Annotated in this window: 23 protein-coding genes; 12 read left to right on the top strand and 11 right to left on the bottom strand. The window is 38.7% G+C overall.

Features of this window, described 5'->3' with window-relative positions:
- The first annotated feature begins 1 nt into the window (after position 1).
- The 9 genes from LZ480_RS14535 to LZ480_RS14575 all read left to right on the top strand — a co-directional run bounded on the left by LZ480_RS14535 (position 2) and on the right by LZ480_RS14575 (position 9,706).
- Positions 2 to 1,081, top strand: coding sequence for a dihydrodipicolinate synthase family protein (locus LZ480_RS14535; protein ID WP_241370268.1), 1,080 nt, complete (start codon positions 2 to 4; stop codon positions 1,079 to 1,081).
- Positions 1,059 to 2,063 (top strand): zinc-dependent alcohol dehydrogenase, encoded by a 1,005-nt coding sequence (locus LZ480_RS14540; protein ID WP_241370269.1) that lies wholly within the window; start codon positions 1,059 to 1,061, stop codon positions 2,061 to 2,063. Before LZ480_RS14535 ends, LZ480_RS14540 begins: the two co-directional genes overlap by 23 nt.
- Position 2,064: 1 nt before the next feature.
- On the top strand, positions 2,065 to 3,117 hold the full coding sequence (locus LZ480_RS14545; RefSeq protein WP_241370270.1) for a Gfo/Idh/MocA family protein: 1,053 nt from the start codon (positions 2,065 to 2,067) through the stop codon (positions 3,115 to 3,117).
- Between the two features lie 8 nt (positions 3,118 to 3,125).
- Entirely contained in the window at positions 3,126 to 3,758 is a 633-nt protein-coding gene (locus tag LZ480_RS14550) for a peptide ABC transporter substrate-binding protein (protein ID WP_241370271.1), read from the top strand.
- Positions 3,755 to 4,729 carry a Gfo/Idh/MocA family protein gene (locus LZ480_RS14555; protein WP_241370272.1) on the top strand — a complete coding sequence of 325 codons (975 nt, stop codon included), beginning with the start codon at positions 3,755 to 3,757 and terminating at the stop codon, positions 4,727 to 4,729. Before LZ480_RS14550 ends, LZ480_RS14555 begins: the two co-directional genes overlap by 4 nt.
- A 77-nt stretch (positions 4,730 to 4,806) precedes the next feature.
- Complete coding sequence (locus tag LZ480_RS14560) at positions 4,807 to 6,330, top strand: hypothetical protein (RefSeq protein ID WP_241370273.1); 1,524 nt, start codon at positions 4,807 to 4,809, stop codon at positions 6,328 to 6,330.
- Complete coding sequence (locus LZ480_RS14565) at positions 6,330 to 7,904, top strand: FAD-dependent oxidoreductase (RefSeq protein ID WP_241370274.1); 1,575 nt, start codon at positions 6,330 to 6,332, stop codon at positions 7,902 to 7,904. The genes LZ480_RS14560 and LZ480_RS14565 overlap by 1 nt, the downstream gene beginning before the upstream one ends.
- A gap of 1 nt (position 7,905) precedes the next feature.
- Entirely contained in the window at positions 7,906 to 8,865 is a 960-nt protein-coding gene (locus LZ480_RS14570; RefSeq protein WP_241370275.1) for a GNAT family N-acetyltransferase, read from the top strand.
- The gene (locus LZ480_RS14575) at positions 8,846 to 9,706 is read left to right on the top strand and encodes an ROK family protein (RefSeq protein ID WP_241370276.1); all 861 of its coding nucleotides are present in this window, start codon (positions 8,846 to 8,848) and stop codon (positions 9,704 to 9,706) included. Before LZ480_RS14570 ends, LZ480_RS14575 begins: the two co-directional genes overlap by 20 nt.
- A gap of 175 nt (positions 9,707 to 9,881) precedes the next feature.
- On the opposite strand, the gene LZ480_RS14580 is transcribed toward LZ480_RS14575, so the two are convergent.
- The 6 genes from LZ480_RS14580 to LZ480_RS14605 form a co-directional block, all read right to left on the bottom strand.
- Positions 9,882 to 10,196, bottom strand: coding sequence for a YbjQ family protein (locus LZ480_RS14580; protein WP_241370277.1), 315 nt, complete (start codon positions 10,194 to 10,196; stop codon positions 9,882 to 9,884).
- A 56-nt stretch (positions 10,197 to 10,252) separates the two neighbouring features.
- Complete coding sequence (locus LZ480_RS14585; protein WP_241370278.1) at positions 10,253 to 11,515, bottom strand: DUF4179 domain-containing protein; 1,263 nt, start codon at positions 11,513 to 11,515, stop codon at positions 10,253 to 10,255.
- Positions 11,512 to 12,015, bottom strand: a complete 504-nt coding sequence (locus LZ480_RS14590) for a sigma-70 family RNA polymerase sigma factor (protein WP_241370279.1) — start codon at positions 12,013 to 12,015, stop codon at positions 11,512 to 11,514. Before LZ480_RS14590 ends, LZ480_RS14585 begins: the two co-directional genes overlap by 4 nt.
- Positions 12,016 to 12,119: 104 nt before the next feature.
- Positions 12,120 to 13,607 (bottom strand): sodium/proline symporter PutP, encoded by a 1,488-nt coding sequence (putP, locus tag LZ480_RS14595; RefSeq protein WP_241370280.1) that lies wholly within the window; start codon positions 13,605 to 13,607, stop codon positions 12,120 to 12,122.
- Between the two features lie 91 nt (positions 13,608 to 13,698).
- Positions 13,699 to 14,673: a proline dehydrogenase family protein gene (locus LZ480_RS14600; protein WP_241370281.1), complete on the bottom strand. Its 975-nt coding sequence runs from the start codon at positions 14,671 to 14,673 to the stop codon at positions 13,699 to 13,701.
- Positions 14,674 to 15,052: 379 nt separating this feature from the next.
- Positions 15,053 to 16,348: an AAA-type ATPase lid domain-containing protein gene (locus tag LZ480_RS14605; RefSeq protein ID WP_241370282.1), complete on the bottom strand. Its 1,296-nt coding sequence runs from the start codon at positions 16,346 to 16,348 to the stop codon at positions 15,053 to 15,055.
- A 158-nt stretch (positions 16,349 to 16,506) separates the two neighbouring features.
- On the opposite strand from LZ480_RS14605, the gene pruA reads away from it, so the two are divergent.
- Positions 16,507 to 18,051 carry an L-glutamate gamma-semialdehyde dehydrogenase gene (gene pruA / locus LZ480_RS14610; RefSeq protein ID WP_241370283.1) on the top strand — a complete coding sequence of 515 codons (1,545 nt, stop codon included), beginning with the start codon at positions 16,507 to 16,509 and terminating at the stop codon, positions 18,049 to 18,051.
- Positions 18,052 to 18,153: 102 nt separating this feature from the next.
- Here pruA and LZ480_RS14615 read toward each other — a convergent pair whose 3' ends face one another.
- The 5 genes from LZ480_RS14615 to LZ480_RS14635 all read right to left on the bottom strand — a co-directional run bounded on the left by LZ480_RS14615 (position 18,154) and on the right by LZ480_RS14635 (position 23,860).
- Positions 18,154 to 19,062: an ABC transporter ATP-binding protein gene (locus LZ480_RS14615; RefSeq protein ID WP_241370284.1), complete on the bottom strand. Its 909-nt coding sequence runs from the start codon at positions 19,060 to 19,062 to the stop codon at positions 18,154 to 18,156.
- Between the two features lies 1 nt (position 19,063).
- A complete protein-coding gene (locus LZ480_RS14620) occupies positions 19,064 to 20,110 on the bottom strand; it encodes an ABC transporter ATP-binding protein (RefSeq protein ID WP_241370285.1) in 1,047 nt (348 codons plus the stop codon).
- Positions 20,111 to 20,124: 14 nt separating this feature from the next.
- The gene (locus tag LZ480_RS14625; RefSeq protein ID WP_274308233.1) at positions 20,125 to 21,057 is read right to left on the bottom strand and encodes an ABC transporter permease; all 933 of its coding nucleotides are present in this window, start codon (positions 21,055 to 21,057) and stop codon (positions 20,125 to 20,127) included.
- Positions 21,057 to 21,986, bottom strand: coding sequence for an ABC transporter permease (locus tag LZ480_RS14630; protein ID WP_241370286.1), 930 nt, complete (start codon positions 21,984 to 21,986; stop codon positions 21,057 to 21,059). The genes LZ480_RS14625 and LZ480_RS14630 overlap by 1 nt, the downstream gene beginning before the upstream one ends.
- A 248-nt stretch (positions 21,987 to 22,234) precedes the next feature.
- A complete protein-coding gene (locus LZ480_RS14635) occupies positions 22,235 to 23,860 on the bottom strand; it encodes a peptide ABC transporter substrate-binding protein (protein WP_241370287.1) in 1,626 nt (541 codons plus the stop codon).
- A gap of 358 nt (positions 23,861 to 24,218) precedes the next feature.
- Here LZ480_RS14635 and LZ480_RS14640 point away from each other — a divergent pair, with 358 nt between their 5' ends.
- Positions 24,219 to 24,776, top strand: coding sequence for a thioredoxin family protein (locus LZ480_RS14640; protein ID WP_241370288.1), 558 nt, complete (start codon positions 24,219 to 24,221; stop codon positions 24,774 to 24,776).
- 173 nt (positions 24,777 to 24,949) lie between these two features.
- Complete coding sequence (locus LZ480_RS14645; protein WP_241370289.1) at positions 24,950 to 25,867, top strand: diacylglycerol kinase; 918 nt, start codon at positions 24,950 to 24,952, stop codon at positions 25,865 to 25,867.
- Positions 25,868 to 25,913: the final 46 nt, after the last annotated feature.

A 25,913-nucleotide genomic window follows, 5' to 3' on the forward strand; every position in this document is an offset into this window, starting at 1 on the left:
TATGAATGAAGCAGTTAAGAAAGCATTGCTTGATGGTGCGTTTATTCCCGCTCATCCACTCGCATTAAACGAAGATAAATCGTTAGACGAAGTAAGTCAGCGCGCTTTAACAAAATACTATATTGATGCAGGTGCTGGTGGCTTAGCTGTCGGTGTTCATACTACACAGTTTGAAATTCGTGATCCACAGTTCAAATTATATGAGCGTGTTCTAACATTAGCGATTGAAGAAATGAAGAAAGCAAATGTACCAGATTCCTTCATTAAAATTGGAGGCGTTTGTGGACCTGTAGAACAAGCGATTCAAGAGGCAACAATTCTAAAAAAATTAGGCTATGATTTAGCGCTATTAAGCATGGGTGGTTTAGCTCATTTAACAGAACAACAACTATTGGCGCGCACACGAGAAATTGCAAAAATTATTCCAGTAGTAGGCTTTTACTTACAGCCATCTGTTGGAGGACGTGTATTTACGTATCAATTTTGGCAAGAGTTGGCGAATATCGATAATGTTTGTGCGATTAAAATGGCGCCATTCAATCGTTATCAAACATTGGATGTTGTCCGTGCAGTATGTTGCAGCAAACGTCGCGATGAAATTGCACTTTATACAGGAAATGATGACAATATCATTGTTGATTTATTGTCGGAATATGCATTTACAATTAATGGTGAAACCGTGAAAAAACGAATTGTTGGCGGTTTATTAGGGCATTGGTCTGTTTGGGCGAAAACCGCTGTACACTATTTTGAAAACATAAAAGCAGCGCGCGAAAATGGTCAAATCGATTCAGCATGGTTAACAAAAGCAATCGAAGTAACGGATGCAAATGCTGCATTTTTCGATCCAGCGCATGGATTTAAAGGCAGTATTGCAGGGATTAATGAAGTGCTAACCAGACAAGGGCTATTAAAAGGCAATTGGTGTTTAGCAGATCATGAAGTGTTAAGTGAGGGGCAGGCAGAAGAAATTACACGCGTATACGAAATGTACCCACACTTACATGACGATGATTTTGTCAAAGTGAATTTAGCAAAATGGAAATCAGGTGAGAAATGTGAAAGCGCTACAGGCACATGATGGTAAGACAAAATTAGTAGATATTGAACAACCAGAATTATTTCCTTCAGCGGTACTAGTTGAAACGCGTTATACAGCCGTTTCCCCCGGCACAGAAAAATTGTTAATTGAAGGAAGTAAAGAAGGTGTCCGACAGCTTGGTTATAGTGCGGTTGGTGTTGTCAAGGCGATTGGTGAATCTGTTACGGCGGTTCAGATTGGGGATATCGTTGCGTGCTACGGTGCACCGTATGTTGGCCATATGGAACTGTTAGCTGTTCCGCAAACGCTTGTTGTGAAATGCCCGCCAAACGTAGCTTTACAGCATGCAGCATTTGCCGCACACGGTACGATTGCGATTCATGCGATTCGTCAGGCACAGCTTCAATTTGGTGAATTCATTGTTGTAATTGGGCTAGGTGTACTTGGTCAAATGATTGCTAAAATTTGTGCTGCGGCAAGCTATGATGTCATTTGTTATGAACCTAATGAAAAACGTGCGTCGATGCTACAACATATGGCGGGAATTGAAGTTTTTTCAGATTTAAAACAAATGGAGCAACATATCGAAAAATTTACAAATGGGCAAGGTGTGGATGCCGTTCTTCTTTGCGCGGGTGGGAAGCATTCAGAAACAACAGCCCGAAGTTTAGAATGGGTGCGTAAACAGGGACGAATTGTCATTGTTGGAGATGTAGAACCCGAATTTAATCGAGAACAACTTTTTGCAAAAGAAGCAATTATTACAATTTCTCGCGCGGGTGGCCCTGGTCGTTATGATGCTCGCTACGAAAAAGAGGCAATCGATTATCCATATCATTATGTTCGTTGGACAGAGGGACGCAATTTAGCTGCGTATATTCGTCTGTTAGAACGAAAAGCAATTGATGTTTCTGATTTTGTTCAATTACAAATCCCATTTGAACGATCGGCAAGCGTCTATGAAAAATTAGTAACGAGTGAAGCATTAACGGCTGTTCTCGACTATTCAGGAGGAAACTAACATGTTAAAAGTTGGCGTTATTGGTGGCGGTTCGATTTCTGAATTTCATTTAGGTCCTTATTCTGCACATCCAGAAGTAGAGCTTGTAGCGATTTGTGACCAAAATGAACATAGATTACATCAGTTAGGTGAAAAGTATAAGGTGACAAAGCTTTATACAAATGTTGATGAATTATTGGCAAACGAAGAAGTAGCGGCAGTTAGTATTTGTACATGGAATAACTCTCATGCGGCGCTTGCCATTAAAGCATTAGAAAGCGGTAAGCATGTATTACTTGAAAAACCTTTAAGTATCAGTATAGATGAAGCCTATGCGATTGAAGAGGCTGTAAAAAGATCGAATAAAATTTTACAAGTAGGTTATGTACGCCGATTTGCCACGAATGTTGGGGTATTAAAGAAGTTTATTGATGCCAATGAATTAGGGGAACTTTATTATGCAAAAGCTTCTTGTTTGCGCCGACTAGGGAATCCTGGTGGCTGGTTTAGCGATGTTTCAAAATCAGGCGGTGGTCCACTAATGGATTTAGGTGTGCATATGGTCGATCTTTGCTGGTACTTGATGGGCAAGCCAAAGCCGATTTCTGTTTCAGGTAATACATATAAGAAATTAGGGAATCGTGCGCATATCGAAAATTTATCATTTTATAAAGCAGCAGATTATAATGCAGAACTGAATGATGTGGAGGATTTAGCGAATGCATTAATTCGTTTTGAGAATGGTGCCTCTTTATTTGTAGATGTGAGTTTTACATTGCAGGCAAAGCAAGATGAAATATCGGTAAAGGTTTACGGAGAAAAGGGTGGCGCAGAAATTGAGCCTGAGTTAGCGATTGTACAAGAGCGACATGACACAATACTAAACATTACGCCGCAAATTGATGCATTAGGTTTTGATTTTGAAGGTGCTTTTACCAACGAAATTCATCATTTCGTGGATTGTTGTATCACTGGCAAGAAACCAATCTCTCCAGTAGAAGATGGAGTGGCAGTTATGAAAATGTTAACGGCGATTTATGAATCAGCCGCAACGGGACAAGAAATTAAATTGTAGGTGATGAAATGGTACAAATCGTATTACCAAATAATGATCAAATTTTAATGCACTCACCATTATATAACTTTACATCTGAAATTCGACATGAGCCAAATACCATTACGATTTTAAAGCAACCAACAACAGAGGCGTATCAACCATTTTCGTTGCTGCAGCATGAAGGCTTCATTTACTTTGATTTATGGTCGTATTCATTTGCGCTTCAACTGCATCAAGTGTTAAAGGCACATGATGCTGTAAAAGGTGTAATTCGGATTCGCCGAACAACAATAAATGCCTTTCCAATGGAAGAGGACTTGCTTGCTTTAGAGGAATGGTATGGTCCTGTTCGTAACATTACGGTTCGGTCAAATGAAATCGGTGATACAAAATATGTAATCGTGCTTTGTGAATTAGGAGAGCAAATTATGGCTCATATAGAGTATTTGCATGGCGAAGCGCGTATTGAATTTGAATGGAGCAGTCACCAACATATTGTGGAGTTTGATAGTGCCCAAATGACAGGGGATGTGAGCAATAATCATAATTTGTATAAAAATGTTGAAGCAATTGTTGAACATGCGATTTCTTGGGACGTAAGCTATGATGAAAAGCTAACAAAAATTCAAGCGTTACTACAACGAGGTGAACAGCGATGAATATTGGGATTATGAGCTTTGCACACATTCATGCAACAAGCTATGCCGATGCGATTAAAAGGATACCTGGGGCAACATTAACAGCGATTTATGATACGGATAGCAATCGTGGTCAACAGGCGAGTGAGCAATATCAGGTACCTTTTTTTACAGATATTCAATTATTTTTAGCGCAACCAATTGATGTTGTGCTCGTATGTAGTGAAAATGTTTTGCATAAAGAGATGGTTATTGCGGCTGCAAAGGCGAAAAAGCATATTTTATGTGAAAAGCCAATTGCTACAACGGTTGAAGATGCAAAGGAAATGATAGCAGTTTGTGATCAAAATGAGGTGCAGCTGTCAATTGCTTATCCTGTACGTTACAGTGCGGCAATTCGAGATGTCAAACAGGCGATTGAAGCAGGAGAGCTTGGAGATATTGTCGCGATACGTTCTACAAATCGTGGCCAAAATCCGGGCGGCTGGTTTATCGATGAGCAATTAGCGGGTGGAGGAGCTGTTTTGGATCATACCGTGCATATGGTAGACATTATGCGCTGGTATTTAAATAGTGAAGTAGCCGAAGTTAGTGCGTTTGCAAATCGTTATTTTACCGAGCTTGATACCGATGATGCAGGGATTATGACCATTGTTTTTGAAAATGGTGTAATTGCTTCACACGATGCGAGTTGGTCACGCTTTCCACAATTTCCGACTTGGGGCGATGTCATGATTGAAATCATCGGAACGAAAGCAACCCGTAAAGTCGATGTATTTAATGAAAAGCTAAACTTATATAGTAAAGGCGAAAAATCGATCACGCATTTATATAGTGGAAATGATACAGATTTTGAATTAATCGTTGATTTTTTACAGGCTATTCAGCATGGAAGAAAGCCACTTATTTCTGGGTATGATGGATTGAAATCATTAGAAATTGCATTGGCGGCTTATGAATCTAACGCTAAAAAGCAAGCGGTAATTGTATAAATAGATGAAAAGGGTACTCCGTTAAGAGTATCCTTTTTGTTGAATTACGAGAAATAACAACAAAGGGGATAGAGCATATGAACACATCAGTTAAAATTCAAAATGAAATCGAACAATTTGCGTTAACTGAATTAAACAACTATTACGCAGGTGAAAAACCAGTTCATTTTGAATACGTTGATACGGGTCTAACAGATGATCACTTTGAAATGATTCAGCAAGACAATCAATATGTTATTCGAGGCAATTCAAGTCGTGCCATTTTGTATGGGGTGTACCGCTTTATTGAAAAGGTGGAAGGGATTCTTTTCCTAGATTTAAAGAAGCAGCATACGATTGAAGCGGTTGGGGTTGAAGGCATATATGTCGGCAAGCCGAAATTTACACGTCGTGGGAATGTGTTTGAAACGATTGATGATGTTCCATTTTTAAAAAGTATGCTCGATGTTGGAACGAAAAATGGATTAAATGAAGTATTTTTCACATTTTTCTTATGGGATGAAGTAAAGGACGCGCTTACTGATGACATACGAAAGCGCGGCATTGAAGTAACATTAGGTGGACATAGCCTACGTTATTTAATTGCAAAAGCTAGAGGACTTCAAGTAACGGGCAAAGCAGCTGTAGATGGTGCTGTCAATGACTTAATTGGTGAAGAAACAGAATTTACAACGGCTCATGCGATTAAAAACCATGATTTTTTACAAGATGAGCAAGTACAACAACAAGTAATTGAACTCATTGTTTCGTATTGCGAAAACGAGCCGGCAATTCGCCGTATTTCCTTATGGCCAGAAGATGTAGGTGCAAAGGAAGAGGAAGCGGTACAATTTTTAACGCGTTATATTTCCTTTACAGAAAAAATTCAACAAGCTTTACAACAGGCTGGTTTACAGGTGGATGTAGAACACATCGTTTATAATGCAGGCTTAAGCTGGGAAATGCTTGAACGAAAACAACAGCGAGTAAGCACAACGGATATTTTATATGCGTATTGGGGACGTGATTATACAAAAAGCTATGAATCTGAACGCGATGTACGTGCTTGGCAAAGTTTAGACGATTGGCGACAAGCAACTGAAAAATCCATTACGGTGTTTGAATACTACAGTGATCATTTCATGTTAAGCGAATTATTCCCGTTACTATTTAAACAAATTGCAGTAGATGTTGACCGTTATCAAGAGCTAGGCTGTGATGGCATGGTGAACTTGGTTGTGCCAGTGCATAAAGTGGCAAAAGCACAAGCGCATATGGAAAACTATGATTATCAGCAATACCAGCAGTTAAATAATAGTGTATTTGCCCGCTCATTGTGGGAAGGACTTGAAACGATTCCTTATCTTTTATCAGAATCTATGCAACAATTCGCACAGCAAATCGAGCATCAGCTTGGACAAAATAGTCAATTCAATGCAAAATTTTTCCCTAGCCGTGTCGTGGAAGCGAAAAATCCAGAAGCAAAATCGGAAGTTATTCAAATGCTTACGGCTGTTGAACAAGTCATCGAGCAGGCAAGTCCAGAAGCACCATTACAACATTATGCTCAAGCTTTAAAAGAAGTTGTGCGTGTAACGAAGGAACGCTGGGAGGCATTATAATGTGGAATCCCGTTTATTATTATCGCGAAAAAGAACATCGGTCACTTTATTTGAAACAAGAGGTTTTAATATATGGAGCAACTCCTGCAGGAATTACAGCAGCTATTACGTTAAAAAAGCAAGGCATCGACGTACGAATTGCTGAATGTAGTCGCTTTATTGGCGGAATGACAACGAGCGGCTTAGGAGCAACTGACTTAGGAGCTGAAGAAGCATTAGGGGGCTTGGCAAAGCAATTTTATGAAGAAATCGCCGCGCATTATCAGGTTGAAAAATGTGTACGCTTTGAGCCACATGTAGCCGAGGCAATCTTTAAAAAATGGTTAGCAGAATTTAAAATTGATGTGCAAACTGAGCAATTTATTGAAAGCGTTGTGAAAGAGCATCAAGCAATTCATCAAATTACGATGACCGATGGGACAACCTATGAGGCAAAGCAATTCATCGATGCAAGCTATGAAGGGGATTTACTCGCGCATGCTAAAGTTTCATATATTGTTGGTCGCGAAGCAAGTACCGTGTATAAAGAAATTTATAATGGCGTGCAGTTTGGGACACAGCATCATAAATTTGAAAGCTATATTGATCCTTATCAAGAAGAAGGGAATCCGAATAGTGGTTTACTGTATGGCATTGCGAACGAACAAGTAACGGAACTAAATGGTGCAGGAGATAAACGCATTCAAGCTTATAACTTCCGAATCTGTTTATCAAAGAACAATAAAGTCCCAATTCCTAAACCAAACGGCTATGACCGCTCGCATTATGAGTTATTATTGCGTTATTTACAAGCGGGACATTGGGACGCAATGAAGCTTCATACGACATTAATGAACGGCAAAACCGATTTAAATAATCACGGAGCATTTTCAACGGATTTTATCGGCATGAATTATGCCTTTCCAGATGGCAGCTATGCATTACGTGAGGAAATTTTTCAGCTACATGTCACGTATGTAGCAGGATTATTATACTTTTTAGCAACGGATGAAGAAGTGCCGGAGACTGTTCAACAAGAAGTGAACCAATGGGGATTAGCGGCAGATGAATTTATTGAAACAAATCATTGGCCAAGGCAATTGTATATTCGAGAGGCGCGTCGAATGATTGCAGATTATTGTATGACCGAGCATCATGCGCTTCAGCGAATACATTGTGAGCAACCGATTGCCGTTGCGTCTTTCCATATGGACTCTCATCACTGTCGTCGCGTTGTATTAAATGGCCGTGTTGTGAATGAAGGGGATATTCAAATTCCAGTAAAGCCATTTGCGATTGATTTGCGTGCGCTCTTACCTAAGCAGGAGGAATGTACAAATTTAGTAGTGCCTGTTTGCATAAGTGCATCGCATATTGCCTATGGTTCGATTCGAATGGAGCCAGTATTTATGATGCTTGGCCAAGTAGCTGGAACCATTGCAGCACAGGCAATGCAAGCACAAAAATCAGTTCAACAATTACCATATGAGGAAATAAAGCAACAGTTAGTACAACAGGGGCATATCATCGAATGGGATGGAGCTATAGTAGATGATCCGATTCGCCGGATGGAAGAAACGTTTGGGGGGAAATAATATGTTAAAGCCATTAACGAAAGAATTTCATGAAGAGATATTAAATTTATGGAATGAATGTTTACCTGATTTTCTATTAACTGCGCGTTTATTTGATCAAAATACATGGCAATCACCATATGTTTTACAAGAAGGTAGTGCCGTTAAAATACTAGATGACAAAGTGGTAGGTGTTGTCATTGCAAAAAGCTGGCACGATACGTATGGTGTGGAATTAAATAAAGCACATGGTTGGATTCAAATGCTACTTGTGCATCCAGATTATCGTCAGCAAAAAATTGCAACAGCGCTTTATAAGCATGCCGAGCAGGCACTGATTGAAAAGGGTGTTTCGAAAATTCAAATTGGTGGCGATTTAGGCCATTTACTATGTGGAATTCCACTAACGCAGCAAGCAGGCGTGGCGTTTGCTGAAAAATTTGGTTTTAAACAGCTTGTTGAAAGTGTGGACTTTACAAGGATGGTAACGGATCCACAAGCACTTCCTCAAAAGGAAAATGCCGAATTTGTTTTATTACAACCAGAGGAGCAACAGCAATTTCTAGATTTTATTTCAAATTCTTTTCCTGGACGTTGGACATTCGAAGCAAATGACTATTTTGCCAAAGGTGGCACGGGTCGAGATTATGTCGTCGTAAAATGGGAGGGGCAAATTGTTGGGTTTTGCCGCATAAATGATGAACAAAGCGCATGGAAGGGACCTAATTATAACTGGGCAGAGCAATTTGGAAATTTAGGTGGAATTGGCCCATTAGGGATTAATGAGCACTATCGAAAATATGGGTTAGGCAGAGCCGTTGTAAAGGCAGCAGAATATTATTTACAGCAACGAAATAAGACTACATTATTTATCGATTGGACAGATTTAATTGCTTTTTATGAAAAATTAGGGTATTCTGTTTGGAAAAATTATGGAATTTTCGTAAAGCAGGTGGATGAATATGTGGATACTAAGCGCTGATATTGGCGGCACAAAATTAGCATTAGCCATTTCGAAGCAAGAGCAACCCGAAAAGCTGATTAATGAGTTAGAAATCGCAAGCCCTCAACAATCAGAAGCATTATTTGAGGCGATGATTGAAGGATTCAATGAACTTTTGCAAGGTCATGAAGGGGAAGTTGTAAAAGTTGCAGTTGGACTTCCTGGCATTTTAAATTTACAACAAGGAATGGTTGTGTATCAGCAAAACTTACCTTGGAGGGACTTCCCGTTAGTAGCGCGTTTACAAGAAGTTTATCCAAGTGCTGTAATTCGAATGGAAACTGATATGATGACAGCCGCGAATGGCGAATATAAAATTCGTCATTTTGAGCAGGAAACGCTAATCTATTTAACGGTTAGTACAGGGATTGCTTGCTGTTCCATTCACGAAGGCAAATTTTTAAGAGGCGCGGGTATTCCTGGCGAGGTCGGCTTTTCGTTAACGACGAAAGGTGCTTTTTTTGAAGACGTATGTGCAGGCCCAGGGTTAACAAAATGGTTGCAAGAAAAAACGAATCGTAAAGATACACTGCAGCAATTTTTTGAGAGCTATTATGCGCAGGATGACAAGGTTGTTCCAATTATTAAGCAGTGGCAACAAGAACTAGCACAAAAGATTCATAGTTTTATACTTTTACTCGATCCACATGTCGTTGTTTTAGGTGGAGGTGTGATGAACCATCATCCGCAAATGGTGAGTGAAATTGCACAAGAAGTAGATAATTGTTTTACGCTACCGTTTTTTGACCATAAAAAAGGGCGCGTACAAGCGAGTATTAATAAAGGCCATGCAGGATTAATCGGTGCAGCGCTATTATAAATTTAATAGATTTAAACAAGACTAAAAATCACCATTTTTTAAATGGTGATTTTTGAATAGAAAGAATTTAATTTCTCTTCGTCTAACGAACACGCTTTTCAGTAACTGGATCGAAGAAATGCGCTTTTGCTAGATTAAAGTTTAGCTTAATTTCTTGCCACTTATGTTTGAGCACTTAGCGAATTGTTACAGCAGTACCTGTTGCAACACACATCATCATGCCTTCTCGCAATGTTTCAAAGTCTAAATCCACACCAATGATGGCATTTGCCCCTAAGCTACGTGCGCGGTCTTGCATTTCTTCTAGCGCAATTTTGCGGCCCTCTGCTAATTTATCTTCATAAGAACCACTGCGACCACCAACAATATCTGTCACCGATGCAAAAATATCGCGCACAATGTTTGCACCCATAATTGCTTCCCCAGAAACGATGCCATAATACGTTTCAATTGTTTTACCTTCGATTGAATTTGTTGTAACTACTAGCATAAAATCCACTCCTTAAAATGTAATACTAATCATTACGGTTCGGGAACACAAAGGTTTCACTTATTTGAAAAAATAGGTAATATTAAATGAGACCCAATGGGATTTGGGTAATAGTTAATGTCGATTTTAACAGGTGCTTCATAAGGTGCATCGTCGTATGTGTAAGATGCGTGTAATCCATATTCAATGTCGTGCCATGATTGCTCCCCACTCGGTATTTCATTTCCATATTGATCGTAAGCTGTAAATAATAGTGTGCGTCCTTCCCCTTCATAATGGTCGGCTTCTACTGTGACGGTTTTCCCTTGTACTGTGATTTGCCAATCGACAATATCAGGTTGATAGAGGATACGCTCTTTGGCAAAATCAACTTCAATGATATCCTGCCCTTTTGGTAATGCATGAATTTCCCCGATTTCTAGTGTTAATTCTTTCGGTATGCGGAAGTAGTTGCTTTGCATGTAATAACGGATTTTTCCGTCCTCTAGCGCACCAGTAGCGGTTAAACCATTTTCAATACGCGCCCATTCTTCACCGTTTTCATCAATTAATTTTAAGTCGTCAAATGCTAAAATACGCATGGAGTTCGTTGGATCAACTGTAATATCAATTGCTGTAGTAAGAGGTGAAATAGCTACTTGATTCACCGTGAATTTCTGTTCTTGTACTTCTAATGTTTGGTCGATTGTATAAACTTTTGTTGGTGCAATCGGTTGCTGTAATTCGAATGGTAATGTAATGACGGTGTTATGTTCATCATTAAAATGCAACACTAAATCAAAATTGTTATTATTATAAGAAATCGCTTCTTGTGAAGTCGCGGTAATAACCGATTCAATATGCTTTGTCGGCTTATCAGAAACCCAACCATAGCTATGTGATGTTCCAATTGGCTCGCCGTTTTGCAAAATGTAAATTTCAGTTAAATTGATGGTTGATAAATCAAACGGTGCATCGATTTCATAGGAAATCATCATGCCTGTTTCATCGGCAATTACGCCAACAAGGGTAGCGGTTAATTGATTTTTTGTAATCATCATGCCAATTTCCTCATAATATTCATGCTGCATAATATCCTTTAAGCCTTTGTTATAGCTAATCATTTCGACGATGGGTTCAAAACCAGGAATCTTTGCAACGTAATTTGCGATGGTTGGAGACAGACGTACGCTAAATACAAAAATAACGAATGCTAACAGTGCGGATGTAGCGGTTATAACGAACTGCTTTTTTCGTATTTGTTCCCGCCTTACTTGTGCTAACACAGCTTGGCGTTGTGCCTGTAAAGCTTGTTTTGGAATTTTTGGTGCTTCGTTCATAGCCAATCACTCCTTTCGCCTGCATTATTTCGCAGTTTCTTTAAAATATAATGAATTTTTGATTTCACGGTACCTTCAGCGAGATTCACCACAGCGGCAATTTCTTTATTCTTTAATTGATCAAAAAACTTCAAGTAAATGAGCTGCTGTTCGGATAATGTTAATGTTTGAAGTATGCTTTGGATATCGCTTTCATACTTATCAAATGATGCGGGTTCTTCGCTTAAAGGTGAACTTTGTTGTTTCTTACGTAAAATATCAATACAGCAATTGATTAATACGCGCATTAGCCATGTACGAGCGTATGTAGGCTGGTTAATTGTATGCATTTTCTTTAATGCCTTATATGTGAGCTCCTGCATCGCATCGAGTGCATCATGTTCATTCTTGACATAAGCAAAGGCAGTGCAGTATAAAATTTCTTCGTCGAACTCGATAAGTTGTAAAATGGCGTGGTGTTCCCCATTAATCGCGCGTTGTAAAAGTGGTTCATCCATCATCTATCCCTCCTTTGCCGATTAGACGCAGCAGTTTTAAAAAACGTTCAATTTATTTTCAAGATAACGAAAAAACTAGTCTCTACAGGAGAGACTAGTTCTCGTAATTAGTTACGTTCTTCGTTTAAAATACGCAGTGTTTCATCGAATTCTTTTTCGATTTCAGTGTTTCGCTTGTACGTAATCATACTTACAACAACCGCTACAACAAGACAGGCGATAAAGCCCGGTACGATTTCGTATAACATGCTTGAAAGGCTTTCTGTACGTCCCCAAACAAACGCTACGATTGCACCAGCAACCATCCCGCTTAGAGCGCCGTAATTTGTGAGTTTACGCCAGAAAAGCGATAACAAAATAATTGGACCGAATGCAGAACCAAAGCCAGCCCACGCGAATCCAACAAGATCTAAAATGGTGTTTTCAGGATTCCAAGCGACAATTGCGGCAAAAATGGCGACAAGTAATACCGCTACACGACCTAAAAATACATAGTGCTTATCGTCTGCTGTTTTATTGAACAGCGCTTTATAAATATCTTCTATGAGCGCAGAGCTTGTTACGATTAATTGAGAAGAAATCGTACTCATAACGGCTGCTAAAATGGCTGCTAATACAATCCCTGCAATGAAAGGATGGAATAGAATTTGTCCTAATACGATAAATATTGTTTCGGCATCCTTTAATTCCGTACCTTGCTGTTGGAAATAAGCAACCCCCACAAGCGCTGTTGCAAGTGCACCAAGTAAGCTGAAAATCATCCAACCAATACCAATACGACGTGCTGATTTCGTTTCTTTTACCGAAGCAATGGCCATAAAGCGCACAATAATATGGGGCTGTCCGAAATAACCAAGCCCCCAAGCTAACGATGAAATAATAACGGCAGCTGTTACAGAAGGGGGAATTAAGGTAAGCATATTTGGATTAACAGCTTTAATTGAATCTACGGTCTCACCAATGCCTCCTGTCAAAAACACTCCAACAACAGGTACCGCAATAAGCGTTATTACCATAATAAGCCCTTGAATAACATCCGTATAACTTACTGCTAAAAAGCCTCCAAATAATGTGTATGCAACAACTACGGTAGATACGAACACTAGCCCAGTGTGATAATCCATACCAAACGAGCTTTCAAAGAATTTCCCCCCAGAAACCATACCTGACGATACGTAAAACGTGAAGAATACTAAAATAATAATCCCTGAAGCGATACGTAATAATTTTGTGTGATCACGTAAACGATTATCTAAATAACTCGGAATCGTAATTGAATTGTTGGCTACTTGTGTGTAAACACGTAAGCGCGGTGCTACTAGTAACCAGTTTAAATAAGCACCAATCGTTAAACCAAGGGCAATCCATGCCTCTACAAGACCTGATACGTAAATGGCACCAGGTAACCCCATTAAGAGCCAACCTGACATATCGGCAGCACCAGCACTTAAAGCTGTTACCGCAGCACCAAGTCCACGTCCACCTAACATATAATCCGTTAAGTTGCTTGTTTTTCGGAACGCATACCAGCCAATACCAAGCATCGCAATCATGTAAATGATAATTGCTAATAATTGATAACTGTAATCCGACATAAAAAAAGCTCCTCTATTGATAATTTTCTGCTAAGTTTAGCATGAACCAATAGTCCTCCGTCAATGCAATATATCGTAGCACCTAAAGCAATTATTTACGCTTTTTTGTTACACGACCTAATAAAAATGCCCCAGCTGCTACAGCTAAAAATGTGTTTGTTTTTTTGTTAAATACTTGTTTCGTTACTAAATTGATATTTTGAGGGCGCTCTGCTAAACGACGCATAAAGTAGCCGTACCAGTCCTGTCCAAATGGTACGTATGTACAGAAGTTGTACCCTTCTTTTGCAAGACTCACTTGCATATCTGTACGGAAGCCGTAAAGCATTTGGAATTCAAATTTTTCATTTGGAATGTCGTGCTCTTTTACAAATTGTTTTACATGATTAATTATATTATGATCATGTGTCGCGATTGACGTAAATTTACCATGTAGTAAATGGTATTCAATTTGATCAATGAATTTACGGTCGATGTCTACTTTGTCTTGGAACGCGACAGATGGATCTTCCTTGTATGCGCCCTTAACTAAGCGTAAACGGTAGTCTTTAAAGCGTTCAACGTTGTCATCGGATTCAAAGAAATACGCTTGAATAACAGTTCCGACATTCCCATATTCTGCGTGAAGTGCCTCTAATAGCTCAAATGATGGATGTAAACGCGCATAGTTTTCCATATCAAAGTTAACAAAAATTTGATATTCATTTGCTAATGCAACGATGTCTTTTAAGTTTTCGTAGCAGAAATCATAATCAATATCTAAGCCTAATTGTGATGGTTTTAGTGAAATATGGGCATCTAAATTTTCAGAATGAATGCGTTCAATCACAGTTAAAATTTGTTCTTTTGCAGCAAGTGCAGCACTTTTTTCAAATACAAATTCACCTAAATTATCAACGGTACAAGCAATACCCTGAGCGTTTAATGCCTTAATGCTTTCTACAACCTCATCGATATTTGTACCTGCAACAACAGTTTGCGCCCCAAGTTGATAACCGTATTTTTGGGCTGCAGAATTTAAAGTTTGATTTTCAGAAAGTGCGATAAAAAAATCTTTCAATGACATTTTAAGTATTCCTCCTGAGAAAAAATTGTTTTTATTAACATTGAGGAGAGTATAAAACAAAAATTTTAAAAATGGAAATAGAAAATAATCGGAATAAGGTTTATGAAAAATGAAAATCAAGTCATACCAACGTTTTGTGGTGTAAAAAAATTTTATTGAAATATCTTTTCTATGCCATAAATTGCTTAGTAAAACGGAAATATTATTTTGTGCAAAATTATAGTGCATAGACGGAAAATAAAAAAGACCCCTTTTCAACAGGGGCCTTCGTCAATGATTTTGCTTAATAAATTTCCAATTATTCAGTTGCGACGTGTTTTTTTTAGTCAGAGTTTCTCTATTCAGCTGGTGTTTGAACTCCAGCTGAAGCAAGTTAAAGCTATTTGCGTTTTAATCGATATTGTAAGCCCTGACGATGAATTCCTAATGCTTTTGCAGTTTGCGAGATGTTACCATCGTTAAGTAGAAGGGCATGGCTAATGTAATGATCTTCAACTTTGCGCATATATTCATCAAGTGGCTGTAATTCCTGCTGTGAAAAATCAAAAAGTTGCTCAACTTCTGTATAAGCAGGCTCTATTTGCTTTAGCTTCCACTTAAAGTACGCTGGAATATGAGACATTTCTACGTATTCTTCGTTTGTTAGTAGTGCGCTAATATCATCCAGCAGCACTTCAAGCTCCTTCAGATTGCCGGGCCAGTCATAAGTTAAGAAAATTTCCTCAACATCTGGAACAAGTCCTTTTACAAACATGCCGTAATCATTGCGACGGCGTGTAAAATAGTCATCGATAAAGGGCTTAATGTCCTCGCGACGTTCACGAAGTGCTGGTACTTGAATCGTTAAATTCGAAAATAAATAATATAAGTTTTTTGAAAGACGCCCTTGCTGAATTAGATCAATCGGATCTTCACCAATACTAGCAACAAATACATGATTGCGGTCATTATGCATTTCCAATAATTTAATAATTCGTTCTTGTGCTAGGCTCGATAAAAATTCGATGCGCTCTGCAAAAAACGTGTAATTTTTTTCTTCGGCAATATACTTTTCGATTTGTGCAAGCAGTGTTTCTTCGTTACGACGGCAAATGAGTGTTACGAATCGCTCATTTTTTTCTTGTAGCTCGTGATGAATACCTTCTGCAATCATATCTTTCCCTGTTCCTGATTCACCGACTAACATGACAGGGATTCGGCCAAGCGCTGCAATTTTTGCCTGCTGAATGACTTGCTTCATCGATTTTGAGACTGCAGTAATGATATCAAATGTTAATGGTGCACCGTAACGACTTAGAGGGCGATCCATTAAGAACTCTTGTTGTGTAATATCACGAGACAATTGAATCGCGATTTGTGTACCATCGTTAAGGGTATAAGGATAGTAGTCACTAATCGTGGTCACTTCTTCACCGTGTGCATTCCAAAATGTTTGCTTAACATGTTTAAAACTTTGACCAGAGGCTAACACTTTTTGTAGCATATTTTGCTCTAAGTTAAAATCGAGTGATTGTGATAAAAAACGCTGTGTAATTTGCTCAAGCGATTCTCCAGTTAGTCCACGCATTTTTTTGTTGTAAACAATCACACGTCCATTTTCATCTATGGCACAAAGCCCTGTTTCAATTTTTTCAATCATAAATTCAAAGACACTAGAAATATCTAGCTGTTTCATGCGGTGTAACCCCCTTAGCATTATTTTAGCATGAATAAGAGATTTTTTGTTTTTAAGAAAAAATATTGCAATAAGCATTATTATATTGCATAATTCGAATTAAGGAATACATTATGATGCAAAAAAATATTGCACCTTATATCGGAGGTAATGGATAAATGATTAACTATAAACACGAACCATTCACAGATTTTTCGGTAGAAGTAAACAAGCAAGCATATTTAGAAGCGTTGAAAAAAGTAGAGTCACAGCTAGGCGCAGAATATCCACTTATTATTGGTGGAGAGCGCATCTCAACAGAAGAAAAAATTGTATCGTACAATCCAGCGAAAAAAACAGAAGTTATCGGTTCTGTATCAAAGGCTTCACAGGAGCTAGCTGAAAAAGCAATGCAAGAAGCGGATAAGGCGTTCCAATCATGGAAAAAAGTTAAACCTGAAATTCGTGCAGACGTATTATTCAAAGCAGCGACAATTATTCGTCGACGCAAGCATGAGTTTTCTGCTTGGTTAACGAAAGAAGCAGGGAAGCCATGGAATGAAGCGGATGCAGATACAGCAGAAGCAATCGACTTCTTAGAATACTATGGTCGTCAAATGTTAGAAATGAAAGATGGTCGTAAGGTAGAAAGCCGACCAAATGAATATAACCGTTATGACTATATTCCTTTAGGGATTGGTATTGTCATTTCACCGTGGAATTTCCCATTCGCAATTATGGCGGGTACTACAGTAGCAGCTGTTGTCACTGGGAATACGGTATTACTAAAACCAGCATCAACGACTCCAGTTGTCGCATATAAATTTATCGAAGTACTTGAAGAAGCGGGTTTACCAAAAGGTGTCGTAAACTTTGTACCTGGTAGCGGTGCAGAAGTAGGGGACTATTTAGTAGATCACCCAAAAACACGCTTTATCAGCTTCACGGGCTCTCGTGATGTCGGCTTACGCATTAACTCACGAGCTTCTGTATTAAGCGAAGGCCAAATTTGGATTAAACGTGTGATCGCTGAAATGGGTGGTAAGGACACAATCGTTGTTGATAATGAAGCAGATTTAGAATTAGCAGCACAATCAATTGTGAAATCAGCATTCGGCTTCTCAGGTCAAAAATGTTCGGCATGTTCACGCGTTGTCATCGTAAAAGACGTGTATGACCAAGTGGTGAACCGTGTAGAAGCACTCACAAAATCTTTAACTATTGGTGACCCAGCTGACCCATCAAATTTCATGGCAACGGTAATTGATGCTGCGGCATTCAAAAAAATTAGCGAATATATTGAAATTGGTAAAGAGGAAGGGCGCCTAGTTGCTGGTGGCACGGCAGACGATACAGTAGGCTACTTCGTGAACCCAACTGTATTTGCAGATGTTGATCCGGAAGCACGTATTATGAAGGAAGAAATCTTCGGTCCAGTTGTCGCGATAACAAAAGCAGATACGTTTGAAGATGCGATTGCGATTGCAAACAACACAGAATACGGCTTAACAGGCGCGGTTATTACATCAAATCGCATGAACCAAGAATATGCACGCGATGAATTCCACGTAGGGAACTTATACTTCAACCGTGGATGTACAGGCGCAATCGTTGGATACCAACCATTTGGTGGCTTCAACATGTCAGGTACAGACTCTAAAGCAGGTGGCCCTGACTACTTAACATTGCACATGCAAGCGAAAACGACGTCAGAAGCTTTCTAATTTAAAAAACTACGATTTTGGAAATTGCCTTATATATAGAAGAAACTCCTTCACAATTGCCTCGTGAAGGAGTTTTTCATGTTCTATCATATCGAAACTAAATTATTTAACCCATTCTTTTACTTGTGCTTCTGTACCGAAGACAAAGTGGCCAGGACGGGCTTCGATTACTTGTGCTGCTGGATCGTGGTCTTCGTGCTTGTATGGAATACGCACACGGCTACGCTCATACTCAGGATTCGGTTGAGGCACAGCAGATAATAGAGATTTCGTGTATGGGTGGACTGGATTATTGTAAATCTCATCCGCCGAACCAAGCTCTAAAATCTTCCCACGATACATAACCGCAATACGATCAGAGATGTATTTCACCATTGATAAATCATGGGCGATGAATAGGTAAGTTAAACCACGTTCTTTTTGTAGTTGTTTTAATAAGTTAACAACTTGTGCTTGGATAGAAACATCAAGTGCTGAAATTGGTTCATCGGCAATGATGAAGCTTGGATCTAAGCTTAGTGCACGTGCGATACCAATACGTTGACGTTGACCACCTGAAAACTCATGGGCATAACGGTTTCCATGCTCGCGTGTTAAACCAACTGCTTCTAGTAACTCGCCAACGCGTTCGATGCGTTCTTTTTTATTTTTATAAAGACCATGAATTTCAAAGCCCTCCGCAATTAATTCGCCAGCAGTCATACGCGGGTTTAGTGATGCGTATGGATCTTGGAAAATCATTTGCATTTCACGGTTGAATTGTAACAAGTCTTTGCGTGATTTCAATTCTGAAATATCGCGACCTTTAAAGTTAATTTGACCTTCTGTAATATCATAAAGGCGAATAATTGAGCGGCCTGTTGTAGATTTACCACAACCTGACTCCCCAACTAAACCTAATGTTTCACCTTCATAGACATCAAATGAAATGCCATCAATTGCTTTAATTGGTGCTTTCGCAGTTCCGAAATATTGCTTTAAGCCTTTTACTTCTAAAATTTTATTAGCCATATTATTTCCCCTCCTGTTGATAGCCAGAAATACGGCGTGCTACCGCATCAGGAAGTGGAGTTGGTGGCGCATCTGGATGTAGTAACCATGTTTTTGCAAAGTGTGTATCTGATACTTTAAACATTGGCGGCTCCATTTCAAAGTCGATTTTCATCGCTAAATCGTTACGAGCTGCGAACGCATCACCTTTTGGTGGATCGATTAAGTTTGGTGGTGAACCAGGAATCGCCATTAGTAGCTCATCCGTAGAATTGTTTAAGTCTGGCATCGAACCAAGTAAGCCCCATGTGTAAGGGTGCTTTGGATTGTAGAAAATATCTTCTACTGTACCATACTCAACGATTTGACCCGCATACATAACTGCAACGCGATCAGCTACGTTTGCTACAACACCTAAATCGTGGGTGATGAAAATAATCGACGTATTTGATTTCTTTTGGATGTCTTTCATCAGCTCTAAAATTTGAGCTTGGATTGTTACGTCAAGTGCAGTTGTTGGTTCGTCTGCGATTAATAGTTTTGGATCTGCTGCAAGTGCAATCGCGATAACAACACGTTGGCGCATACCACCTGATAATTCGTGTGGGTATGATTTGTAACGGCGCTCAGGGAATGGAATCCCTACTTGATCAAGTAGCTCAATCGCACGCTTTTTTGCTTCTTCTTTTGAAGCTGCTTTTTTATGTTTTAAAATAACTTCGGTAATTTGCTTCCCAATACGCATGGTTGGGTTAAGAGCCGTCATTGGATCTTGGAAAATCATTGCGATATCGTTCCCGCGCACGTTCATCATTTCTTTATCTGTTAATGGAATAATGTCGCGACCGTTGAACTTAATCTCACCACCGGCATAAATACCAGGTGGCTGAGGGATTAATTTCATTAAGGCGTTACTTGTTACCGATTTACCAGAACCAGATTCACCAACAATTGCGAGCGTTTCGCCTTCATACAGTTCAAAGCTAACGCCACGTACGGCTTGTACAACACCAGCGTACGTTTTGAAATTAATACGTAAGTCATTTACTTCTAATACTTTTTTCTTCATAGTGTACGCTCTCCTTATTTACGTAATTTCGGATCAAGTGCGTCACGTAAGCCGTCCCCAACTGCGTTAAATGCGAAAATTGTAATCGAGATTAAGAATGCAGGGAACAATAATCGCCATGGTGCAGATTGAAGTGCTTTGAAACCTTCAGAGGCCATTGTACCCCAGCTGGCAAGAGGTGCTTGTACCCCTAAACCTAAATAGCTTAAGAAACTTTCTGTGAAGATTGCACTTGGAATTGTCATTGTCATTGTTACTAAAATAGCACCCATAGCATTAGGGATTAAGTGACGCTTAATAATATGCCATTGGTTTGCACCTAAAGTACGAGCGGCAAGCACATACTCTTGGTTTTTGATTTTTAATACTTCACTTCGTACGATACGTGCCATGTTCACCCAACCCGTAATCGAAAGGGCGATAATCATTGGCACTAAACCTGGCTCCATAACTACAAGTAAAATAATTACGACTAATAAGTATGGAATAGCTGTTAATACGTCGGCAATACGCATCATGATGTTATCTACGCGTCCGCCTGCAAGACCTGCGATACTACCCCATAAAACACCGATGATTAGGTCAATCACCGCAGCAGTAATACCGATGAATAAAGAAATACGAGCACCTTCCCAAGCACGAACGTAAATATCACGCGCAAGGTCATCTGTACCAAACCAGTTTGCTGCAGAAGGGGCAGAATTGTATAAACCAACGTTTTGTTCATACGAATAAGATGAGAAAATCGGCGCGAAAATCGCAAAGCCTGCAATAATCGCTAATAAGAATAAGCCTAATACGGCTAATTTGTTATGAGAGAAGCGATAAAATACTTCCTTCCAATAAGACACTTGTTTTTTCGATAATGCGTCCGTATTTTCAGAACGGCCAACCACTTCGAACATATCAGGTGAAACTTTTGGAATTTGCTGTTCGTTTTGAGCCATTATTTTTTCGCTCCTTTCAATTTAATACGAGGGTCGATTACGCTGTATAAAATATCGACGATTAAAACTGCAAATAATAAAATTAGTGAATAGAATACTGTCGTACCCATAATAACTGTGTAGTCACGGTTCGTAATTGATGTTACGAAGTGGCGACCAAGTCCTGGTACGGCAAAGATTTGTTCGATAACGAAACTACCAGTAATAACCCCAGCAAATAATGGACCAAGATAAGTTACGACTGGTAATAACGCGTTACGTAGCGAGTGTTTGAAAACAATCGTCCATTTACCAAGGCCTTTTGCACGCGCTAATTTTACGTACTCGGAGTTGTTTTGTTCTAACATACTAGAGCGAGTCAGCTTGGCGATGAAACCAACATGCGAAATTGCAATTGCAAATGCAGGTAAGATTGTATATGCAAAACCTTTCCACCCACTTACTGGGAACCAACCAGCTTGGAATGCTAAGTAGTATTGCAGTAAGCCGGCTAAAATGAATGACGGCACCGAAATACCTAAGACTGCTATGATTGTTGCTGCATAGTCTGGGAACTTATTGTGATAGAGCGCCGAAACAACTCCCAGTAAAATCCCAAGACCAATGGCTAGTATCATTGCTTCTAAACCTAATGCAAGAGAAACAGGGAAACTCTCGGAGATCATATCGTTTGTTGAGCGCCCTTTATACTTCATTGATTCACCAAAATCAAAAGTAATTGTATCTACTAAATAGTCTTTATATTGGATATACCAAGGGTTATCCAGACCATATTTGGCGTTTAATTGTTCTTCAATTGCAGGCGGTAATTCACGCTCACTTGCAAACGGACTACCTGGTGCTAATTGCATTAAGAAGAACGTCGCTGTAATAATTAAGTACATTGCGAGTACGATATAAAGTAATCGTTTAATTATGAATTTAAGCAATGTCCTAACCTCCTTTTTTTATTATTTTGAATATTCTTATATAGAGTGAAAGGGATTACCTGGAATTGAATTCCGGGTAATCCCTTTGCACTGAGGATGGTGAAAGTTTACTCTGACCATCGCAGAAGCACCGCATTAAGCGTATAGCTAAATCATGAAGGTGCATGCATGACCTAAAAATGAATTCTTTTAGGTCAGCTCCTTTATATGAAGCAAATACGGTTTGTATTTACCAAGAATTATGAAAATTATTTAACGTCAACGAATTTTAAGTTGACATGACCTAATGCATCCGGTTCCATGTTTTCTACTTCATCATTTTTGATGAATAAGTTTGTTTGGTAGTAAATCGGTGCAACTGGCATGTCGTCCATGATGATTTTTTCAGCTTGTAATAATAATTCAGTACGTTTTGCAGCGTCTGTTTCAGTAGTAGAAGCTTTTAATAGGTTTGTATACTCTTCGTTAGACCAACCAGTTTGGTTATTACCATTTGAAGCTGAGTTATACATTTCTAAGAATGAGTAAGCGTCATTGTAGTCCGCAGACCAACCAAGACGACCGATTTGGTAATCAGCATTATTTAATTTATCTAAGTATACTTGCCACTCAGCATTGTCTAATTTAACTGAAATACCTAAGTTAGAAGTCCAGCCTTGTTGGATGAATTGAGCGATAGAAGAGTGAGCTTCTGATGTGTTATAAGAAACTTTTACTTCTAAATCAGCAGGGCTTGCTAAGCCTAATTCTTTTAATCCAGCATCTAAATATTTTTTCGCTTCTTCGATGTTAGCATCTTGGAAGTAACCTTCGTCATCGCCGAAACCTGCTACTGAGTTAGGAACGATACCTAATGCTGGTTGTTTTTCACCTTTAACAATGTTAGAAATTAAGCTTTCACGGTCGATTGCTAATGTTAATGCTTTACGGATGTTTTCGTTTTGCATTACATCATCTTTTGTATTGAATTTGTACCAGTAAATACCTGAAAGGTCTGTTACGTTTAATTTATCTTCTGATTTTAAACGATCGATAGCATCAAGTGAAATTGTGCCGTATGGAGCACCTAAGAAATCAATTTCACCAGCGTCAAACATAGTCATTTGAGTTGTTTCAGATTCTACCATTGCAACGTTTACAGTGTCGATTGCTACATTTTCAGCATCCCAGTAATTTTCGCTTTTTTCTAATACGATGTCACCAGAGTGATTCCAAGTAGAAAGTGTGTATGCACCGTTACCTACATATGAATCAGCTTCTGTGTACCATTTTGGATTTGCTTCGGCTGTTGCTTTATGAATAGGATAGAACGTTTTGAAAGCAGTTAACTCTAAGAAATATGGAGTTGGTGCTGCTAATGTTACTTCTAATGTTTTTTCGTCGATTGCTTTTACAGCAACTTCTTCAGCAGTACCAGTACCGTTGTTGTAAGCTTCTGCACCTTTAATTGGGTAAAGGATTGTAGAATACTCAGATGCGTTTTCTGGATTTAATGCCCATAACCAAGCGTAAGCAAAGTCTTCAGCAGTCACTTTTTCACCATTTGACCATTGTGCGTCACGAATAGTGAATGTGTAAGTTAATAAATCTTCAGAAACAACATAGTCTTCAGCAGCAGCTAATTCTGGCACGCCGTCTTTCAGTGTTGTTAAACCTTCAAATGTGTTTTCTAAAATAGCACCTGAAGTAGTATCTGTAGCTAATTGTGGGTGTAATGATGGTGGCTCAGATGTGATTAATAGATTTAATTCTTTTTCGCCATCACCAGTTGACGATGTTGTTGATTTTTTTTCTTCTTCTGCACCACATGCTGCTAAAATTGCTGATAGTGAAAGAGCTGTTGCAGTAAGTGCGACTTTCTTCTTGTGTTTCATTCTAAAAACCCCCTAGAAAATGATGTATACTCAATTTTCTGATAATATTTTGATGCGTTACTACAATATATCAGAAAAATTTTATTAAGAAAAGATAATAGATTTAATTTATTGTTTTTATTAAAAAATCAAATAATTGCTAAAATTCTTAATTTTATATTACGGTAGATTAATTTTAATATTCATACAATAAAATTACGTAAATTTTATCGAAAATGTATCAAAAATTCTACTTTATGTTAGTTGTATTGAAAATTTAGAATTTTTTATTTAGTTAACAATTTAGACACATTTAACTTTCTTTTTTTTTAAAAATAGTGCAAAATTAGGAGGAATAAATAAAAAAGGTGGTTATATTATGAAAAAAGAACAACAATATTATGAAGAAAGTAAGGCAATGCGAGATTATATGGAAGATATGTCGCAGCTAAAGGAACAAAGTTTTACGATTTATGATCGCTTTACTTTACCAAACGATGATGTGTTTATCGAGCAACTAAAACAAGCCAATGTGCATATTTTAGCAATTACAGAAGACTGGTGTGGTGATGCGATGATTAATAACCCAATTATCCGAAAAATTGCAGAAACTGCTGATGTAGAAGTACGTACAGCGCTTCGTGATGCGGATACGGACTTAATTGACCGCTATTTAACAAACGGTGGTCGCGCAATTCCGATGTACTTAATTTTAAATGAAGCAGGTGAGGTTATGACAACTTGGGGTCCACGTGCACCTGAATTACAGCAACTTGTAATGGATTTTCGTGCAACTTTACCAGATAAGGAGGACCCGACATTTGATCAGGCACAAAAAGCCATTTACGAAAAAATGCGAGCACAATATGTAGAAGACGCAAAGCTATGGAATTATGTCTACGAATCATTCAAACAAAAAGTAGCACCATCTCTATAAATTTAAGTCAAAACATCCTATTTTTTACTATGAGTTCTTACTATATAATATAGTAAGAACTTTTTAGGTTTTGAGAGGCGAATAAGGAGAGAATGATTTGTTGCTTTTCAAAATCAAACAACAGTATACTTTGAACAGAATGAAAAATATTATAAATCAGGATGATAAAACTTATGAAAAGAGCGAGAATAATCTATAATCCCACTTCTGGTCGTGAAGCGTTTAAAAAACATTTACCAGAAGTATTAGAAAAACTTGAATTCGCAGGTTACGAAACGTCTTGTCATGCCACAACTGGTGCTGGAGATGCAACAAAGGCAGCGATTGAAGCAGTAAAACGTGAATTCGATGTGGTCATTGCAGTTGGTGGAGACGGTACATTAAATGAAGTGGTGGCTGGTGTTAGTCAATGTGAAAAGCGTCCAAAGGTCGGTTTAATTCCAATGGGTACGACGAATGATTTTGCTCGTGCCGTGCACATCCCGCGTAATATTGAGGAAGCGTTAGAAATCATTATTGGCGGTCAAACGATTCCAGTAGATGTAGGGCTATTAAATGACGATCGTTATTTTATTAACATCGCTGCAGGAGGCCGTATTACGGAATTAACGTATGAAGTACCAAGCAAAATGAAAACCTTACTTGGACAAATGGCATATTATTTAAAAGCAATCGAAATGATTCCTTCTATTAAATCAACACATATGAATATTAAGATGGACGGCGAAGAATTTGAAGGCAATGCGATGATGTTTTTATGTGGCTTAACAAACTCTGTAGGTGGCTTCGAAAAAATCGCGCCAGACGCATCGATTAATGATGGTTTATTTACAGTCATGATTTTAAAGGAATGTAATATTGCTGATTTCGTGCGTATTGCCTCATTAACATTACGCGGTGAGCATCTGTCAGATGAGCGTGTTATTTATCGTAAAGCGAGCCATGTCGAAGTGACTTCCGAAGAAGATGTGCACTTAAACTTAGATGGCGAGTACGGTGGCGATGTTCCAGCTACCTTCCAAAACTTAAAGCGCCATATTGAAGTATTTGTGCCATTAAATGATATAAGTGAAATCAATGTAATAGAATAGTTTTTATGTGAACCTGTGAGGATTTTTATTCCTTGCAGGTTTTTTG

The organism is Solibacillus palustris (genome assembly GCF_022549215.1).
GTDB classification, from domain to species: Bacteria; Bacillota; Bacilli; order Bacillales_A; family Planococcaceae; genus Solibacillus; species Solibacillus daqui.

Excerpts from the sequence above, each read along its gene's own strand:
- LZ480_RS14535 (WP_241370268.1), top strand. The coding sequence starts at position 2 with ATGAATGAAGCAGTTAAGAAAGCATTGCTTGATGGTGCGTTTATTCCC.
- LZ480_RS14545 (WP_241370270.1), top strand. The coding sequence starts at position 2,065 with ATGTTAAAAGTTGGCGTTATTGGTGGCGGTTCGATTTCTGAATTTCAT.
- LZ480_RS14550 (WP_241370271.1), top strand. The coding sequence starts at position 3,126 with ATGGTACAAATCGTATTACCAAATAATGATCAAATTTTAATGCACTCA.
- LZ480_RS14555 (WP_241370272.1), top strand. The coding sequence starts at position 3,755 with ATGAATATTGGGATTATGAGCTTTGCACACATTCATGCAACAAGCTAT.
- LZ480_RS14560 (WP_241370273.1), top strand. The coding sequence starts at position 4,807 with ATGAACACATCAGTTAAAATTCAAAATGAAATCGAACAATTTGCGTTA.
- LZ480_RS14565 (WP_241370274.1), top strand. The coding sequence starts at position 6,330 with ATGTGGAATCCCGTTTATTATTATCGCGAAAAAGAACATCGGTCACTT.
- LZ480_RS14570 (WP_241370275.1), top strand. The coding sequence starts at position 7,906 with ATGTTAAAGCCATTAACGAAAGAATTTCATGAAGAGATATTAAATTTA.
- LZ480_RS14575 (WP_241370276.1), top strand. The coding sequence starts at position 8,846 with ATGTGGATACTAAGCGCTGATATTGGCGGCACAAAATTAGCATTAGCC.
- LZ480_RS14580 (WP_241370277.1), bottom strand. The coding sequence starts at position 10,196 with ATGCTAGTAGTTACAACAAATTCAATCGAAGGTAAAACAATTGAAACG.
- LZ480_RS14585 (WP_241370278.1), bottom strand. The coding sequence starts at position 11,515 with ATGAACGAAGCACCAAAAATTCCAAAACAAGCTTTACAGGCACAACGC.
- LZ480_RS14590 (WP_241370279.1), bottom strand. The coding sequence starts at position 12,015 with ATGATGGATGAACCACTTTTACAACGCGCGATTAATGGGGAACACCAC.
- putP (WP_241370280.1), bottom strand. The coding sequence starts at position 13,607 with ATGTCGGATTACAGTTATCAATTATTAGCAATTATCATTTACATGATT.
- LZ480_RS14600 (WP_241370281.1), bottom strand. The coding sequence starts at position 14,673 with ATGTCATTGAAAGATTTTTTTATCGCACTTTCTGAAAATCAAACTTTA.
- LZ480_RS14605 (WP_241370282.1), bottom strand. The coding sequence starts at position 16,348 with ATGAAACAGCTAGATATTTCTAGTGTCTTTGAATTTATGATTGAAAAA.
- pruA (WP_241370283.1), top strand. The coding sequence starts at position 16,507 with ATGATTAACTATAAACACGAACCATTCACAGATTTTTCGGTAGAAGTA.
- LZ480_RS14615 (WP_241370284.1), bottom strand. The coding sequence starts at position 19,062 with ATGGCTAATAAAATTTTAGAAGTAAAAGGCTTAAAGCAATATTTCGGA.
- LZ480_RS14620 (WP_241370285.1), bottom strand. The coding sequence starts at position 20,110 with ATGAAGAAAAAAGTATTAGAAGTAAATGACTTACGTATTAATTTCAAA.
- LZ480_RS14625 (WP_274308233.1), bottom strand. The coding sequence starts at position 21,057 with ATGGCTCAAAACGAACAGCAAATTCCAAAAGTTTCACCTGATATGTTC.
- LZ480_RS14635 (WP_241370287.1), bottom strand. The coding sequence starts at position 23,860 with ATGAAACACAAGAAGAAAGTCGCACTTACTGCAACAGCTCTTTCACTA.
- LZ480_RS14640 (WP_241370288.1), top strand. The coding sequence starts at position 24,219 with ATGAAAAAAGAACAACAATATTATGAAGAAAGTAAGGCAATGCGAGAT.
- LZ480_RS14645 (WP_241370289.1), top strand. The coding sequence starts at position 24,950 with ATGAAAAGAGCGAGAATAATCTATAATCCCACTTCTGGTCGTGAAGCG.